Consider the following 17204-nt stretch of genomic DNA (forward strand, 5'->3'; position numbering starts at 1 on the left):
TGTGAGGACCTCCATGTTCAGCACTGTTCTGGTCGCCAACCGTGGCGAGATCGCGGTCCGGGTCATCCGGACCCTGCGCGAGCTCGGCGTGCGGTCGGTGGCCGTCTTCAGCGACGCCGACGCGGACGCCCGGCACGTACGGGAGGCCGACACGGCGGTACGGATCGGGCCCGCTCCCGCCGCGGAGAGCTACCTGTCCGTGGAGCGGCTGCTGGATGCCGCCCGCCGCACGGGCGCCGAGGCCGTCCACCCCGGCTACGGCTTCCTCGCCGAGAACGCGGGCTTCGCCCGGGCCTGCGCGGAGGCGGGTCTCGTCTTCATCGGCCCGCCCGCCGAGGCGATCTCGCTGATGGGTGACAAGATCCGCGCCAAGGAGACCGTCGCCGCGGCGGGGGTCCCCGTCGTGCCCGGCTCCTCGGGGAGCGGACTCACCGACGAGCAACTGGGCGTGGCCGCCAGGGAGATCGGCATGCCCGTCCTGCTGAAGCCCTCGGCGGGCGGTGGCGGCAAGGGCATGCGGCTGGTGCGCGAGGAGGCGCTGCTGGCCGACGAGATCGCGGCGGCCCGGCGTGAGGCACGCGCCTCCTTCGGCGACGACACCCTGCTGGTGGAGCGGTGGATCGACCGCCCCCGGCACATCGAGATCCAGGTCATGGCCGACGGGCACGGCAACGTCGTGCACCTCGGGGAGCGCGAGTGCTCGCTCCAGCGCCGCCACCAGAAGATCATCGAGGAGGCGCCGTCGGTCCTGCTCGACGAGCGGACCCGGGCCGCGATGGGCGAGGCGGCCGTGCAGGCGGCCAGGTCGTGCGGGTACGTGGGCGCGGGGACGGTCGAGTTCATCGTCCCGGGCGACGCCCCCGCCTCGTACTGGTTCATGGAGATGAACACCCGTCTCCAGGTGGAGCACCCGGTCACCGAGCTGGTCACGGGGCTCGACCTGGTGGAGTGGCAGCTGCGGGTGGCCTCCGGTGAGCGCCTGCCGTACGCCCAGGCGGACATCACGCTGACCGGGCACGCCGTCGAGGCCCGGGTCTGCGCGGAGGACCCGGCGCGCGGGTTCCTGCCGTCCGGGGGCACGGTGCTCGCGCTGCACGAGCCGCAGGGCGGCGGGGCGCGGACGGACTCGGGCCTCAGCGAGGGCGTGCCCGTCGGCAGCACGTACGACCCGATGCTCTCGAAGGTCATCGCGTACGGCCCCGACCGGCCCACGGCGCTGCGCCGGCTGCGGGCGGCCCTGGCGGAGACGGTGGTGCTGGGCGTCCCGACCAACGCCGGGTTCCTGCGGCGGCTGCTGGCCCATCCGGCGGTGGCCGCCGGCGAGCTGGACACCGGCCTCGTGGAGCGCGAGGCGGAGGGCCTGGTGCCGGACGGGGTCCCGGAGGAGGTGTACGCGGCGGCGGCGCTGCTGCGGCAGCCGCCCCCGGCACCCGCGGCCGACTGGGTCGATCCGTTCTCCGTGCCCAGCGGCTGGCGGCTCGGCGGCACGCCCGCGGAGACCTTCCACCACTTCCGCGTACCGGGCCACGACCCGGTGCGGGTGGGACTGCGTACGGGCGCGGGGGGCACCGCCTCGCTGACGTTCGGCCACGCGGGCGACCGCGAGGAGGCGGCGGACGCGTGCGGGCCCGTGCCCTCACTGCCCGGTGCGAGGCCGTCCCGGCTCGTCGAGACGTCCGGACCCCGCGTCGTCCTCGAAGTCGACGGGGTGACCCACACGTTCAGCAGGGCGGCCTCCCGGGACGGCGTCTGGCTCGGCCGGGACGGTGACACCTGGCACGTCCAGGACCACGACCCGGTGGAGGCGTCCCTCAGCGGCGCGGCGCGCTCCGGCGCGGACACGCTCGCCGCCCCCATGCCCGGGACGGTCACGGTGGTGAAGGTGGCCGTCGGGGACGAGGTCGTCGCCGGTCAGAGCCTGCTGGTCGTCGAGGCGATGAAGATGGAGCACGTCATCTCCGCCCCGCACGCCGGCACCGTCACCGAGCTGGACGTCACCGCCGGCACCACGGTCGCCATGGACCAGATCCTGGCCGTGGTGGCCCCGAGGGAGGAAGCGTGACCGACACCGGACTGCCCATGACGGTGCCCGCGCCGGGGCTGCCCGCCCGGGTCCGGATCCACGAGGTCGGCGCGCGCGACGGACTGCAGAACGAGAAGACCGTCGTACCGACCGAGGTGAAGGCCGAGTTCATCCGCAGGCTCGCGGAGGCCGGGCTCACCACGATCGAGGCGACCAGCTTCGTGCACCCGAAGTGGGTGCCCCAGCTGGCGGACGCCGAGCAGCTCTTCCCGCTGGTCGGGGACATCGCGGACGTCGGGGATGTGGCGCTGCCCGTCCTCGTGCCGAACGAGCGCGGGCTGGACCGGGCGCTCGCGCTCGGTGCCCGCCGGATCGCCGTGTTCGGTTCGGCGACCGAGACGTTCGCCGCCCGCAACCTCAACCGCACGGTGGACGAGTCGCTCGCCATGTTCGAGCCGGTCGTGGCCCGCGCCAAGGACGCCGGGGTGCATGTGCGCGGCTATCTGTCCATGTGCTTCGGCGACCCGTGGGAGGGCGCCGTGCCCGTCGCGCAGGTCGTCCGGGTCGCGAAGGCGCTGATGGACCTCGGCTGCGACGAGCTCTCGCTCGGCGACACGATCGGCGTCGCCACCCCCGGCCATGTCGGGCGGCTGCTCTCCGGGCTGAACGAGGAGGGCGTGCGCACCGGCACCATCGGGGTGCACTTCCACGACACCTACGGCCAGGCGCTCTCCAACACCCTGGCCGCGCTCCAGCACGGGGTGACGACGGTGGACTCCTCGGCGGGCGGCCTCGGCGGCTGCCCGTACGCGAAGAGCGCGACCGGAAATCTCGCCACCGAGGATCTCGTGTGGATGCTCGACGGCCTCGGTGTCGACACCGGGGTCGATCTCGGCGCACTCACCGCCACAAGCGTGTGGATGGCCGAACAGCTGGGCCGCCCGAGCCCGTCCCGTACCGTCCGCGCGCTGTCCCACAAGGAGTGAAGCACCCATGTCCCTTGACCACCGGCTGACCGCCGAACACGAGGAACTGCGCCGCACCGTCGAGGAGTTCGCCCACGATGTGATCGCCCCGAAGATCGGCGACTTCTACGAGCGCCACGAGTTCCCGTACGAGATCGTGCGGGAGATGGGGCGGATGGGCCTGTTCGGCCTGCCCTTCCCGGAGGAGTACGGCGGCATGGGAGGCGACTACCTCGCCCTCGGGATCGCCCTGGAGGAGCTGGCCCGCGTCGACTCGTCCGTGGCGATCACCCTGGAGGCAGGGGTCTCGCTCGGCGCCATGCCGGTCTTCCGCTTCGGGACCGAGGAGCAGAAGCGGCGGTGGCTGCCGAAGCTCTGCGCGGGCGAGGCGCTCGGCGCGTTCGGCCTGACGGAGCCGGACGGCGGCTCGGACGCGGGCGGCACCCGGACGACGGCCGTGCTGGACGAGGCCACCGGTGAGTGGGTGATCAACGGGTCGAAGTGCTTCATCACCAACTCAGGTACGGACATCACGGAGCTGGTGACGGTGACGGCGGTCACCGGCCGCAAGGAGGACGGCGCCCCGCGCATCTCCGCGATCATCGTCCCGTCCGGCACCCCCGGCTTCACGGTCGCCGCCCCGTACTCCAAGGTCGGGTGGAACGCCTCGGACACCCGTGAGCTCTCCTTCTCCGACGTCCGCGTCCCGAAGGAGAACCTCCTGGGCGAGGAGGGCCGCGGGTACGCCCAGTTCCTCCGGATCCTGGACGAGGGGCGGATCGCCATCTCCGCGCTGTCGACGGGCCTCGCGCAGGGCTGTGTGGACGAGTCGCTGAAGTACGCGAAGGAGCGCCACGCCTTCGGGAAGCCGATCGGCGCCAACCAGGCCATCCAGTTCAAGATCGCCGACATGGAGACGCGGGCGCACATGGCCCGGATCGGCTGGCGCGACGCGGCCTCCCGGCTGGTGGCGGGCGAGCCCTTCAAGAAGGAGGCGGCCATCGCGAAGCTCTACTCCTCGACGGTGGCGGTGGACAACGCCCGCGAGGCGACGCAGATCCACGGCGGCTACGGCTTCATGAACGAGTACCCGGTGGCACGGATGTGGCGCGACTCCAAGATCCTGGAGATCGGCGAGGGCACGAGCGAGGTGCAGCGGATGCTGATCGCCCGGGAGCTGGGGATGGACGCCTGAGACACCGAGGGCCGCGGCGATAGATACTCCCGATCAGGCGTATATATCCATCGGCCCCAGGAGGTCCACCATGACGAAGACCCTCGTGGATGTGGACGACCAGATGCCGGCGTTCGCCCAGCAGCAGCTCGGCACCTCGACCAAGCGGGAGACGATCAACCGAGCACTGACCATAGCTGCCACGGTCAGTGCGGACGACCGGGCCCGGGCCTTGCGCCGGCTGCAGGACAACGCGGACCAGTTCCTGGACTTCGACGTCCTGGAGGAACGGGAGCGGTCAGGGCTGTGAGCTGTCTCGCCGACACATCGGCCGTCCGGCGACTGCTCCGGCGCCAGGTGGGAGAGCCATGGCCGAGGCGCGTCGCCCAAGGCCTCGTGTCGCTCTGCCCGCCCGTGGAGTCCGAGCTCATGCCGGCCTTGCGGGCGGACCGGGACCACGAACCGTTCTTCACCGTGCTCGGCCAGACTTTCGGATGGGTTCCCGCCCTCGAAGACCCCTGGCCGAGGATCATCGAAGTACAGCGAGAGCTCGTGAGGATCGGCCACCACCGGGGCCCCTCGCCCATCGACATCCTCGTCGCTCTCACAGCCCGACAGCACCGGCTCACCGTGCTGCACGTGGACGACGACTTCAGCGCGATCGCAAAGGTGTGCCCGGACATCGACATGCTGCGCCTGCAGCCGGTCACCGGCTGAGCCCGAACGTTCGCGACAGCCGCCTTCCCTGGTCACGGGAGGGCGGCTTTTCGCAGCTCAGGTAACGGATCGGCCGCTCCCCCTTGCCCTCCCGGCCTGCGACATGTGAGGTTAGGCTAGCCTTCCTTTGAATCGTCAGCGGGCGCCCTCGGCGCGTACGAAAGCAGACACACTCATGCCCCACCTCCGGACCAGCTCACTCTCCCGCCGCGGCCTGCTGGCCGCCGGTGGCGCCGTCGGTCTCGGTGCCGTCCTCGCGGCCTGCGGCGACGGCGACGAGAAGGGCTCCACCTCGGGTTCGGGTGCGGAGAAATCCGGCCCCTGGTCCTTCAAGGACGACCGCGGGCAGACGGCGAAGGCCGACTCCGTGCCGAAGAACATCGTCGCGTTCGTGGGTGTCGCCGCCGCGCTCCACGACTACGGCGTCGAGGTGAAGGGCGTCTTCGGCCCGACGAAGACCTCCGACGGCAAGGCCGATGTGCAGGCCGGTGACCTCGACATCAGCAAGGTCGAGGTGCTCGGCAACGTCTGGGGCGAGTTCAACGTCGAGAAGTACGCCGGTCTGGCGCCGGAGCTCCTCGTCACCGCCATGTGGGAGAAGGACGCCCTCTGGTACGTGCCGGACCAGTCCAAGGGCAAGATCCTCGCGCTGGCCCCGAGCGTCGCCCTGTGGGCCGCGCAGACCACGGTCCCGAAGGCCATCCAGCGCCACGAGGACCTGGCCGCCTCCCTCGGCGCCGACGTCAAGGCGAAGAAGGTCACCGACGCCAAGGCCGCCTTCGAGAAGGCCGCGGCCCGGCTGCGCGCCGCCGCGAAGTCGCAGCCGAACATCAAGGTCCTGGTGGGCTCGGCCAGTCAGGACCTGTTCTACGTCTCGCTCGCCAAGATGTCCGCCGACACCCTGTACTTCCAGGAGCTCGGTGTGCAGTTCATCGAGCCGAAGGTCAACGAGGCCGGCTTCTTCGAGGAGCTGAGCTGGGAGAACGTCGACAAGTACGACGCGGACATCATCATGATGGACAACCGCTCCTCGGCCCTGCAGCCCGACGCGCTGACCTCCAAGCCGACCTGGGCGAAGCTGCCGGCCGTCAAGGCGGGCCAGGTCATACCGCGTACGACGGAGCCCATCTACTCGTACGACAAGTGCGCGCCGATCCTCGACGCCCTCGCCGAGGCCATCGAGAAGGCCAAGAAGGTCGGCTGACGACCCGGGCCCGGCCCCTGGAGCACGTCTCCGGGGGCCGGGCCCGCCGTTTTTCCCGTCCCGGGGAGGAGACCCCTCGTATGACGACCGCCACCGCACCCCCCGCCTCCCCCTTCCGCTTCTTCGGCCTGACGGTCCTGCGGACCGAACGGCTGAGCCCCTCCATGCAACGGGTCACCTTCGGCGGGCCGGGGCTCGACGGCTTCGCGGCGGGGGGCCGGGACCAGAGCCTTTCGCTGTTCCTGCCGCACCCGGGCCAGCGCGAGCCCTTCGTCCCGGTGGCCGAGGACGGCACCTGGTTCGACGCGTGGCGCGCCGCCCCCGAGGACGTACGGGCCGTCATGCGCGCCTACACGGTCCGCGCGCAGCGCCGTGCCGACGACGGCTCGACCGAGATCGACATCGACTTCGCCCTGCACGAGGACGGCGGGCCCGCCTGCCGCTGGGCGGAGGCCGCCCGCCCCGGCCGGCTGCTCAAGGCGCTGGGCCCGGCCGTCGAGGACAACGCCTCGGTCCGCTTCCGCCCGCCCCAGGACACCGACTGGGTGCTGATCCGGGCCGACGAGACGGCGCTACCCGCGGCCTCGGCCGCCCTGGAGTGGCTTCCGGCCGGCACGAAGGCCCACGTCTGGCTGGAGGTCCCGGACGCGCGGGACCGCCTGGAGCTCCGCACGGAGGCCGACGTGACGGTCCACTGGCTGGTCCGCGGCCAGGGGGCGCCCCCGGCCGTGGAGGCCGTCCGCGCCGCCGAGCTTCCCGGGGGCGTCCCGTACGCCTGGATCGCCGGCGAGTCGTCGGAGGTGCGCGGGCTGCGCCGCCATCTCGTCCAGGAGCGGGGGTTCGACCGCAAGCGCGTCACCTTCGTCGGCTACTGGCGGCGCGGGATGAGCGAGGAACAGCTGAGGGAGGAAGCGGCGCGGGCGTCCGTGTGACGCATCCGCGCCGGTGTGTGGGGTTCCTGTGACGGTTCCCCCCGGGGGACGAGGAGCGCGATTTCATTAGGTTAGGCTTACCTAACTTAACCGTCGCGCCCTCGTCCCCCCTTCTCTGCCCGGAGGGCCGCGACGACGTCCCCACCCGGGAGGCCCCCCACATGCGTTCCCACCTGCTCAACCACACGACGGCGGAGGACTACCGTCGCTCCGTCACCGCGGGAGTCGAACAGGTAGCAGCCACACTCGCCTCCACCGAGCAGCCGTTCAGCGGAATCGGCGTCGACGCCCTCACCCCCGTCGTCGACGCCATCGACCTCGACCGGCCGCTCGGCGACACGGCTGCCGCCCTGGACGAGCTCGGCGAGGTCTACCTCCGCGACGCCGTGTACTTCCACCACCCCCGCTACCTCGCCCACCTCAACTGCCCCGTGGTCATCCCCGCGGTGGTCGGCGAGGCCGTGCTCTCCGCGGTCAACTCCTCGCTGGACACCTGGGACCAGAGTGCGGGCGGCACCCTGATCGAGCGCCGGCTGATCAACTGGACGGCCGGCCGCATCGGCCTCGGCCCCGCCGCGGACGGTGTCTTCACCAGTGGAGGCACCCAGTCCAACCTCCAGGCCCTGCTGCTGGCGCGCGAAGAGGCCAAGCTCCGCCCGGAGGAGTTCACCCGGCTGCGGATCTTCACCTCCGAGTGCAGTCACTTCAGCGTCCAGAAGTCGGCGAAACTCCTCGGCCTGGGCCCGGACTCCGTCGTGTGCGTCCCCGTCGACCGCGAGAAGCGGATGCAGACCGTCGCACTGGCCGCCGCCCTCGAACGCTGCCTGGCCGAAGGGGGTGTGCCGATGGCCGTCGTCGCCACCGCGGGCACCACGGACTTCGGCTCCATCGACCCCCTGCCCGAGATCGCCGCGCTCTGCGAGGAGTACGCCGCCTGGATGCACGTGGACGCCGCCTACGGCTGCGGGCTGCTCGCCTCGCCGACCCGGCGCGGGCTCCTGGAGGGCATCGAGCGCGCCGACTCGGTCACCGTGGACTACCACAAGTCCTTCTTCCAGCCGGTGAGTTCGTCCGCCGTACTGGTCCGCGACCGGGCCACCCTGCGCCATGCGACGTATCACGCGGAGTACCTCAACCCGGAGCGGACGGTCGAGGAGCGCATCCCCAACCAGGTGGACAAGTCCCTGCAGACGACCCGCAGGTTCGACGCCCTCAAGCTGTGGATGACGCTGCGCACCATGGGCGCGGACGGCATCGGGGAGCTGTTCGACGAGGTCTGCGAGCTCGCCGGCGAGGGCTGGCGGCTGCTGGCCGCCGACCCGCGCTACGACGTCGTCGTGGAGCCGCGGCTCTCCACCCTGGTCTTCCGCTACGTCCCCGCCCACGTCACGACGCCCGCCGACATCGACCGGGCAAACCTGCACGCCCGCAAGGCGCTCTTCGCCTCGGGGGAGGCCGTGGTCGCCGGCACGGAGGTCGGCGGCCGCCAGTACCTCAAATTCACCCTGCTCAACCCCGAGACGACCGCGGCCGACATCACCGCCGTCCTCGATCTGATCGCCGGCCACGCCGAGCAGTACCTGGGAGAGTCCCTTGACCGCGCTTCCTGAGCCCCTCACCGCCCCGTACGACTTCATCGGGATCGGACTCGGCCCGTTCAACCTCGGACTCGCCTGCCTGACCGAGCCGGTCGAGGAGCTGAACGGGGTGTTCCTGGAGTCCGAGCCGGACTTCGAGTGGCACTCGGGGATGTTCCTCGAAGGGGCCCATCTCCAGACCCCGTTCATGTCGGACCTGGTCACGATGGCCGACCCGACCTCTCCGTACTCCTTCCTCAACTACCTGAAGGAGCGGGGCAGGCTCTACTCGTTCTACATCCGGGAGAACTTCTACCCGCTGCGGACCGAGTACAACGACTACTGCCGGTGGGCGGCGGCCGGATTGAGCAGTATCCGATTCAACCAAACCGTACAGTCGGTTACCTACGACGAGGGCGACGGCCTGTACACCGTCCACACCGCCGGCAGCGCCTTCCGCGCCCGCCACCTCGTCTTGGGCACCGGCACCCCACCACACATCCCGGAGGCCTGCCAGGGCCTGGGCGGCGACTTCCTGCACAACTCCCGCTACCTCCAGGAGAAGGCGGCGCTGCAGGCCAAGAAGTCCATCACCCTGGTGGGCAGCGGGCAGAGCGCGGCGGAGATCTACCACGACCTGCTCTCCGAGATCGATGTGCACGGCTACCGGCTGAACTGGGTGACGCGCTCGCCCCGCTTCTTCCCGCTGGAGTACACCAAGCTCACGCTGGAGATGACCTCGCCGGACTACGTGGACTACTTCCACGCCCTGCCCGAGGACACCCGCTACGGGCTGGAGTCCGGCCAGAAGGGGCTCTTCAAGGGCATCGACGGCGAGCTGATCGACTCGATCTTCGACCTGCTCTACCAGAAGAACCTGCCGGGCCCGGTCCCCACCCGCCTGCTCACCAACTCCGCGCTGCGGAGCGCGCGTTACGAGGAGTCCACGGGCACGTACACGCTGGGCCTCCGCCAGGAGGAGCAGGGCAGGGACTACGAGCTCGACAGCGAGGGCCTGATCCTCGCCACCGGCTACCGCTACGCCGCGCCTGCCTTCCTGGAGCCCGTCGCCGACCGCATCCGGCACGACGGCCGGGGCCGTTTCGACGTGGCCCGCAACTACAGCATCGACACCACCGGCCGCGGGATCTTCCTGCAGAACGCCGGGGTGCACACCCACTCGATCACCTCGCCCGACCTGGGCATGGGTGCGTACCGCAACGCGTACATCATCGGCGAACTGCTCGGCCGTGAGTACTACCCGGTCGAGAAGTCCGTCGCCTTCCAGGAGTTCGCCGTATGACCAGCACGAAACCGCTCGGGACGTTCACCGTCCGCCCCCTGGACCCCTCCCCCGGCCGGGAGGGCCGGCGGTCCGACGCGGAACTGGTCCACGCGTGGGTCACCCACCCCCGGTCGGCCTTCTGGATGATGGGTGACGCCCGGCTGGAGGACGTCGAGCGGGAGTACATGGCGATAGCCGCCCACCCGCACCACGACGCCTTCATCGGGCTGCACGAGGGCGAGCCCGCCTTCCTCATGGAGCGCTACGACCCCACCGAGGTCGAGCTCAAGGGGCTGTACGAGGCGGAGCCCGGCGACGTCGGGATGCACTTCCTTGTCGCCCCGCCCGAGAAGCCGGTGCACGGCTTCACCCTCGCCGTGATCACCACCGTCATGGAGACGCTGTTCGCGGACCCCCGGGTGCGCAGGGTCGTCGTCGAACCCGACGTCACCAACACCGCGGTGCACGCGCTGAACAAGGCGGTCGGCTTCGAGGCGGTCCGCGAGATCACCAAGCCGGAGAAGCAAGCCCTGCTCAGCACCTGCACCCGCGAGCAGTTCGAGGCCGCGACCACGGGAGACGACCGATGACCACGCACCCCACCACCGACGCCGTCGCCCACCTGACCCCCGAGCGCTGGGCGGTCGCCGACCGGCTCCTGATCCGCAAGGCGCTGGCCGAGTTCTCCCACGAGCGCATCCTGACCCCCGCCGCGCTCGGCGACGGCCGCTACCGCGTGCACAGCGACGACGGGACGGTCGAGTACCGTTTCGCGGCCCGTCGCTTCGCGCTGGACCACTGGCAGGTCGACGCCGCCTCGATCACGCGCCACCGGCACGGCTCGGACCTCCCGCTGGACGCGCTGGAGTTCTTCGTCGAGCTGCGCTCCACGCTGGGCCTGTCGGCGGAGATCCTTCCGGTGTACCTGGAGGAGATCTCCTCCACGCTGGCCGGAACCGCGTACAAGCTGACCAAGGAACCGACCACCTCCGCACAGCTCGCCGTGGCCGGTTTCCAGGCCGTCGAGACCGGCATGACCGAGGGTCACCCCTGCTTTGTCGCCAACAACGGGCGGCTCGGCTTCGGCGTCGGCGAGTACCGCGCCTACGCCCCCGAGGCGGCGGCCGGGATCAAGCTGGTCTGGCTGGCCGCCCGGCGCGATCGCGCCACCTTCACGGCCGGTGCCGGGCTGGACTACCCCACCCTGATCGCCGGCGAGCTCGGCGGGAAGACCCTCGACAGGTTCGCGGCGCGGATGGCGGACCTCGGGCTCGACCTCGACGACTACCTGCTGATCCCGGTCCACCCCTGGCAGTGGTGGAACAAGCTCGCCGTCACCTTCGCGGGCGAGGTGGCCCGGCAGCACCTGGTCTGCCTGGGCGAGGGCGACGACGCGTACCTGGCCCAGCAGTCGATCCGGACCTTCTTCAACGCCGACCACCCCGGGAAGCACTACGTCAAGACGGCCCTGTCCGTGCTGAACATGGGCTTCATGCGAGGGCTCTCCGCCGCGTACATGGAGGCCACCCCGGCGATCAACGACTGGCTGGCCGGTCTGATCGAGCAGGACGAGCTGCTGCGCGGAACCGGGTTCTCGATCATCCGGGAGCGGGCCGCCATCGGCTACCGCCACCAGGCCTACGAGGCGGCGACCGCCAAGGGCTCCCCGTACCTGAAGATGCTCGCCGCCCTGTGGCGGGAGAGCCCGGTCCCCTCCCTGACCGGCGACGAGCGTCTCGCCACCATGGCCTCCCTGATCCACACCGACGACGGGGGCCGCTCGGTGGCGGGCGCCCTGATCGCCGAGTCGGGGCTGGACCCGGCCGACTGGCTGCGCCGCTACCTGGACGCGTACCTGGTGCCGGTGCTGCACAGCTTCTACGCCTACGACCTGGTCTTCATGCCCCATGGCGAGAACGTGATCCTGGTGATCGAGGACGGCGTCGTGCGCCGGACGGTCTTCAAGGACATCGCCGAGGAGATCGCGGTCATGGACCCGGACGCGGTGCTGCCGCCCCAGGTCGAGCGGATCCGCGCCGACGTCCCCGAGGACATGAAGCTGCTGTCGGTCCTCACCGACGTCTTCGACTGCTTCTTCCGCTTCCTGGGGGCCGGCCTGGCCACGGAGGGCGCCCTCGACGAGGAGACCTTCTGGCGGACGGTCGCCGAGTGCGTCAGGGGTTACCAGGACGCGGTGCCGCACCTCGCGGACAAGTTCGCGCGGTACGACATGTTCACGGAGGACTTCGCGCTCTCCTGCCTGAACCGGCTGCAGCTGCGCGACAACCGGCAGATGGTCGACCTGGAGGACCCCGCGGGCGCGCTCCAGCTGACCGGCCGCCTGCGGAACCCGATCGCGGCGTACTGAGGGGGGCGTCCGGCCCCGCCCTTCGCGGGCGGGGCCGGATGAGAATGTACGGCCCATTTCCGACATACCAGCACCCCTCCATGAGATTCCTGCCCGATTTCGGGCAGATTTCTTGCGTAACGACCCCGATCCACGCAATATCGACGGGTGCTCGAACGCCGCCCCACGCATGACGACCTCATCGACCACCTCGTACGCTCCACCGCGCTCCAGCGCGGCGAGGCCGCCCGGGTGATCCTCGACGTGCTGGCGTACTTCGACGAGACGACGGAGGACTTCGTCCGGCGCCGCCACCGCGAACTGCAGGCGGGCGGCCTGGTCAACACGGAGATCTTCGAGCGGATCGCGGCCGAGCTGCCGCACCGCGCGGTGGCACCGCAGGAGCTCTCGCTCCGCCAGCTGCGCCGCATCGTCTACGGCTGAGCCCGAAGGGGCGGCACCGGGCACCGGACTTTTGTACGTCGATGGAGGGCAGAGACTCTATGTGCGGGATCGTCGGTTACATCGGGAAGCGTGACGTGGCTCCCCTGCTGCTGGAAGGCCTGCAGCGGCTGGAGTACCGGGGCTACGACTCCGCGGGCATCGCCATCACGGGCAAGGCCCCGGCGGGCAGGCCCGGCACGCTGAAGACGGTCAAGGCCAAGGGCCGGGTCCGCGAGCTGGAGGCCCGCGTGCCCAAGCGGTTCGCGGGTACCACCGGCATCGCCCACACCCGCTGGGCCACCCACGGCGCCCCGAGCGACGAGAACGCGCACCCGCACCTGGACGCGGAGAACAAGGTCGCCGTCGTCCACAACGGCATCATCGACAACGCCTCCGAGCTCCGCGCGAAGCTCGTCGCCGACGGCATCGAGTTCCTCTCCGAGACCGACACCGAGGTGCTGGTCCACCTGATCGCCCGCTCGGGAGCGCTCACGCTGGAGGAGAAGGTCCGCGAGGCGCTGAAGCTCGTCGAGGGCACGTACGGCGTCGCCGTCCTGCACGCCGACTTCAACGACCGCATCGTCGTCGCCCGCAACGGCTCCCCCGTCGTGCTCGGCATCGGCGAGAAGGAGATGTTCGTCGCCTCCGACGTGGCCGCCCTGGTCGCGCACACCCGCCAGATCGTCACCCTCGACGACGGCGAGATGGCCACCCTCAAGGCCGACGACTTCCGTACGTACACCACGGAGGGCTCGACCACGACGGCCACGCCGACCACCGTGGAGTGGGAGGCCGAGTCGTACGACATGGGCGGCCACGACACGTACATGCACAAGGAGATCTCCGAGCAGGCCGACGCCGTGGACCGCGTGCTGCGCGGCCGCATCGACGACCGCTTCTCCACCGTGCACCTGGGCGGCCTGAACCTGGACGCGCGCGAGGCGCGCGGGGTCCGCCGGATCAAGATCCTGGGCTGCGGCACCTCGTACCACGCGGGCATGATCGGCGCCGGCCTCATCGAGGAGCTGGCCCGCATCCCCGCGGACGCCGAGCCCGCGTCCGAGTTCCGCTACCGCAACCCGGTCGTGGACCCCGACACCCTCTACGTCGCCGTCTCGCAGTCCGGCGAGACCTACGACGTGCTGGCCGCCGTGCAGGAGCTCAAGCGCAAGGGCGCCCGCGTCCTGGGCGTCGTGAACGTCGTCGGCTCGGCGATCGCCCGTGAGGCGGACGGCGGCATGTACGTCCACGCGGGCCCCGAGGTCTGCGTCGTCTCCACCAAGTGCTTCACCAACACCGTCGTGGCCTTCGCGCTGCTCGCCCTGCACCTGGGCCGCATCCGCGACCTCTCGGTCTCCGACGGCAAGCGGATCATCGAGGGCCTGCGCAAGCTGCCCGAGCAGATCGGGGAGATCCTCGCGGCCGAGGACGACATCAAGAAGCTGGCCGAGGAGTACGCGGGCGCGCAGTCGATGATGTTCATCGGCCGGGTCCGGGGCTACCCCGTCGCGCTGGAGGCCTCCCTGAAGCTCAAGGAGATCTCCTACATCCACGCCGAGGCCTACCCCGCCTCGGAGCTCAAGCACGGCCCCCTCGCGCTCATCGAGCCCGCGCTCCCCACGGTCGCGATCGTCCCGGACGACGACCTGCTGGAGAAGAACCGCGCCGCGCTCGAGGAGATCAAGGCCCGCAGCGGGCGCATCCTCGCGGTCGCCCACCGCGAGCAGGAGAAGGCCGACCACACGATCGTCGTCCCGAAGAACGAGAACGAGCTGGACCCGATCCTCATGGGCATCCCGCTCCAGCTGCTCGCCTACCACACGGCGCTGGCCATGGGCCGTGACATCGACAAGCCGCGCAACCTGGCGAAGTCGGTCACGGTCGAGTAGCACCCCCGCCCGGCACCTACAAGCAGCGCAAAGGCCCCTGACGTCGCGTCAGGGGCCTTTCGGCGCTCTCAGGGGATGACGATGACCGGGCGCTGCGCCCGGCGCGCGAGACGGCCGGCCACGGATCCGAAGATGCGGCCCACGATGCCGTGCGTCGAGCCGACGACGATGGCGTCGGCCGAGTACTCCCGGCCGACCTCCTCCAGCTCGTGACAGATGTCCCCGCCGCGCTCCACGAGCACCCAGGGGATCTCCGCGAGATAGTCCGCGCAGGCCAGCTCGAGACCGAGGACCTCGGTGCGGTGATCGGGGACGTCGACGAAGACGGGCGGCTCGCAGCCGGCCCACACGGTGGTGGGCAGCCGGTTGGCCACATGGACGATGATCAGCCCCGAGCCGTGCCGGTGCGCCATTCCGATGGCGTACGCGAGGGCTCGTTCGCTGGACATGGAGCCGTCGAATCCGACCACGACGCCATGCCGGAAGGCTGGATCGCAGGAAGGGCGCGACTCTCCGACCGGCCGCGGTTCCGACCCGGGGTCGGCTACCTGCTTGCGGTCTGCGGGTTCAGGGATTTCGTGACCGGCCATCGGTGTCTCGGCGAAGAGAGTCCTCGTGAGGAGGGAGCGGTGTGGAGGTGTACCTGCGAGCGGTGAAGCTGTGTCCGGGAAACATCTTCCCAACCCCCTACCCCCAAGGGTACGGCGCCACTCCTCCACTGCCCAGCCCTCGCACGGCGCATGCGGCAATGGAGGGAGCATGCCGGAGACCGCCCCGGATGGCAATGCCGGTTGCGTCGTACATCCAGCTCGTGGACGCTCTGACGGGTTCAGGTCACCCTGTCCGGCCGGCCGCCGCGACGATCCGTGCAAGGCGGCCGAATGCGCCACCAGGACCGCCGGCGGGAGTCGTCACACCCCGCCATCACGCAATCGCGCATCGTCGATCTCCGGAGTCCGGACGCCCTCCAGTGGCTTCTGAGGCGCATGGGGGCTTCCGGAGGCAGAGGGCGTACGCCGGTCGCATGACTGGAATACGCGCACGCAACCATCGGTTTTCAGCCAACTTCACCTCCACCCCCTCCTCCTGGTGTCAGGGCTGCCCAACCCGCATGCCACCAGGCAGGAATAGACCGCGCGGTACGCTTTGACCCTACGGGGACGGGCCATGATCGCGATGCGCACTTCCCTGTGGCGCTCACGAGTGAAACCCTTCGTGATCGAACGCTTCGGGCCACGTTGCCTTGTCGACATAGTGCCGGTGGGGGAACGTGTCACGTCGGGACCACGGGACGCAGTAGATTCGATCATGAGTGTCGAGGACTGGGGACGCGTGCGAGACCGAGGGGAAACGTGCAGGAGCGACAGGCCCGTAGGGACCAGGAAGACGCGAACACCGAGGGGGGCTTAGCGTCATGAGCCAGGACTCCGCCACCGCAACGGAGGCCGCACGGAAACTGACCGGGCGGCGACGCCGGGAAGTCGTAGCCGTACTGCTGTTCAGTGGCGGCCCTATCTTCGAGAGCTCCATTCCGCTCTCAGTTTTCGGAATCGACCGGCAGGACGCGGGAGTTCCGCGCTACCGCCTGTTGGTGTGCGGGGGTGAGGAAGGACCGCTGCGCACCACCGGCGGACTCGAACTCAGCGCGCCGTACGGCCTGGAGGCGATCAGCAGGGCCGGCACCGTCGTGGTGCCCGCCTGGCGGTCCATCACCTCCCCGCCGCCCGCCGAGGCCCTGGACGCGCTGCGCCGCGCCCATGAGGAGGGCGCCCGCATCGTCGGACTCTGCACGGGGGCCTTCGTCCTCGCGGCGGCCGGCCTGCTGGACGGCCGCCCGGCCACCACGCACTGGATGTACGCACCGACACTGGCCAAGCGCTATCCGTCGGTGCACGTCGATCCGCGTGAGCTGTTCGTCGACGACGGCGACGTGCTCACCTCGGCCGGGACCGCGGCCGGAATCGACCTGTGCCTCCACATAGTCCGTACCGACCACGGCACCGAGGCGGCCGGGGCGCTGGCGCGCCGGCTCGTCGTACCGCCGCGGCGCAGTGGCGGCCAGGAGCGCTACCTCGACAGGTCTTTACCCGAAGAGATCGGCTCCGACCCGCTCGCCGAGGTCGTGGCCTGGGCCCTGGAGCACCTCCACGAGCAGTTCGACGTGGAGACCCTGGCCGCGCGCGCCTACATGAGCCGACGGACCTTCGACCGCAGGTTCCGTTCGCTCACGGGCAGCGCACCGCTCCAGTGGCTCATCACCCAGCGCGTGCTGCAGGCGCAGCGGCTGCTCGAGACCTCCGACTACTCGGTCGACGAGGTGGCGGGCCGCTGCGGCTTCCGCTCGCCCGTCGCGCTGCGCGGGCACTTCCGCCGCCAGCTGGGGTCCTCCCCCGCCGCGTACCGGGCCGCCTACCGGGCCCGCCGTCCGCAGGGAGGGCCGCTGGAGAGCGTCACGGCGGTGCTGGACACGTCCGTCCCCGTCCAGGGCACGGCGTCGAGCCGCCGCGCCGCCGCGGCGTCCTCACCCGGCCTGTCCCCGGTCACCGCCACGACCGCCTCCGGCGGCCCCGTGGAGCGTCTCGGAGCGGGTCCCGAGGCGTACGTTCCGGGCCGCCCGGCCCTGCCGGGGCAGCGCAGCGCCCCGTAG

General features: G+C 70.7%; 15 protein-coding genes. 14 read left to right on the top strand and 1 reads right to left on the bottom strand.

Translation table 11 applies throughout. From position 1 onward, the window contains the following. Positions 1–13 precede the first annotated feature (13 nt). The 13 genes from OG488_RS13605 to glmS all read left to right on the top strand — a co-directional run bounded on the left by OG488_RS13605 (position 14) and on the right by glmS (position 14557). Positions 14–2062: an ATP-binding protein gene (locus OG488_RS13605; protein ID WP_329229118.1), complete on the top strand. Its 2049-nt coding sequence runs from the start codon at positions 14–16 to the stop codon at positions 2060–2062. 17 nt (positions 2063–2079) lie between these two features. After that, on the top strand, positions 2080–3009 hold the full coding sequence (locus tag OG488_RS13610) for a hydroxymethylglutaryl-CoA lyase (RefSeq protein ID WP_329238627.1): 930 nt from the start codon (positions 2080–2082) through the stop codon (positions 3007–3009). 7 nt (positions 3010–3016) lie between these two features. After that, entirely contained in the window at positions 3017–4183 is a 1167-nt protein-coding gene (locus OG488_RS13615) for an acyl-CoA dehydrogenase family protein (RefSeq protein ID WP_329229120.1), read from the top strand. A gap of 70 nt (positions 4184–4253) precedes the next feature. Then, positions 4254–4472, top strand: coding sequence for a DUF2191 domain-containing protein (locus OG488_RS13620; protein WP_329229122.1), 219 nt, complete (start codon positions 4254–4256; stop codon positions 4470–4472). A 119-nt stretch (positions 4473–4591) separates the two neighbouring features. Next, positions 4592–4879, top strand: a complete 288-nt coding sequence (locus OG488_RS13625) for a hypothetical protein (protein ID WP_406462541.1) — start codon at positions 4592–4594, stop codon at positions 4877–4879. Positions 4880–5054: 175 nt separating this feature from the next. Then, positions 5055–6083 carry an ABC transporter substrate-binding protein gene (locus OG488_RS13630; protein WP_329229126.1) on the top strand — a complete coding sequence of 343 codons (1029 nt, stop codon included), beginning with the start codon at positions 5055–5057 and terminating at the stop codon, positions 6081–6083. An 80-nt stretch (positions 6084–6163) separates the two neighbouring features. Continuing rightward, positions 6164–7015 (top strand): siderophore-interacting protein, encoded by an 852-nt coding sequence (locus OG488_RS13635; RefSeq protein ID WP_329229128.1) that lies wholly within the window; start codon positions 6164–6166, stop codon positions 7013–7015. Between the two features lie 161 nt (positions 7016–7176). Further along, complete coding sequence (locus tag OG488_RS13640) at positions 7177–8625, top strand: pyridoxal phosphate-dependent decarboxylase family protein (RefSeq protein WP_329229130.1); 1449 nt, start codon at positions 7177–7179, stop codon at positions 8623–8625. After that, positions 8609–9895, top strand: a complete 1287-nt coding sequence (locus OG488_RS13645) for a lysine N(6)-hydroxylase/L-ornithine N(5)-oxygenase family protein (RefSeq protein ID WP_329229131.1) — start codon at positions 8609–8611, stop codon at positions 9893–9895. Before OG488_RS13640 ends, OG488_RS13645 begins: the two co-directional genes overlap by 17 nt. Next, complete coding sequence (locus OG488_RS13650; protein ID WP_329229132.1) at positions 9892–10467, top strand: GNAT family N-acetyltransferase; 576 nt, start codon at positions 9892–9894, stop codon at positions 10465–10467. The genes OG488_RS13645 and OG488_RS13650 overlap by 4 nt, the downstream gene beginning before the upstream one ends. Then, positions 10464–12245, top strand: coding sequence for an IucA/IucC family protein (locus OG488_RS13655; RefSeq protein ID WP_329229134.1), 1782 nt, complete (start codon positions 10464–10466; stop codon positions 12243–12245). The genes OG488_RS13650 and OG488_RS13655 overlap by 4 nt, the downstream gene beginning before the upstream one ends. 147 nt (positions 12246–12392) lie before the next feature. Next, positions 12393–12668, top strand: coding sequence for a hypothetical protein (locus tag OG488_RS13660; protein ID WP_329229136.1), 276 nt, complete (start codon positions 12393–12395; stop codon positions 12666–12668). A gap of 59 nt (positions 12669–12727) precedes the next feature. Then, positions 12728–14557, top strand: coding sequence for a glutamine--fructose-6-phosphate transaminase (isomerizing) (gene glmS, locus OG488_RS13665; RefSeq protein WP_329238631.1), 1830 nt, complete (start codon positions 12728–12730; stop codon positions 14555–14557). 68 nt (positions 14558–14625) lie between these two features. On the opposite strand, the gene OG488_RS13670 is transcribed toward glmS, so the two are convergent. Further along, on the bottom strand, positions 14626–15147 hold the full coding sequence (locus OG488_RS13670) for a universal stress protein (protein ID WP_329229138.1): 522 nt from the start codon (positions 15145–15147) through the stop codon (positions 14626–14628). A gap of 824 nt (positions 15148–15971) precedes the next feature. Here OG488_RS13670 and OG488_RS13675 point away from each other — a divergent pair. Continuing rightward, complete coding sequence (locus tag OG488_RS13675) at positions 15972–17204, top strand: helix-turn-helix domain-containing protein (RefSeq protein ID WP_329229140.1); 1233 nt, start codon at positions 15972–15974, stop codon at positions 17202–17204.

The organism is Streptomyces sp. NBC_01460 (assembly GCF_036227405.1).
Classification (GTDB): Bacteria; Actinomycetota; Actinomycetes; order Streptomycetales; family Streptomycetaceae; genus Streptomyces.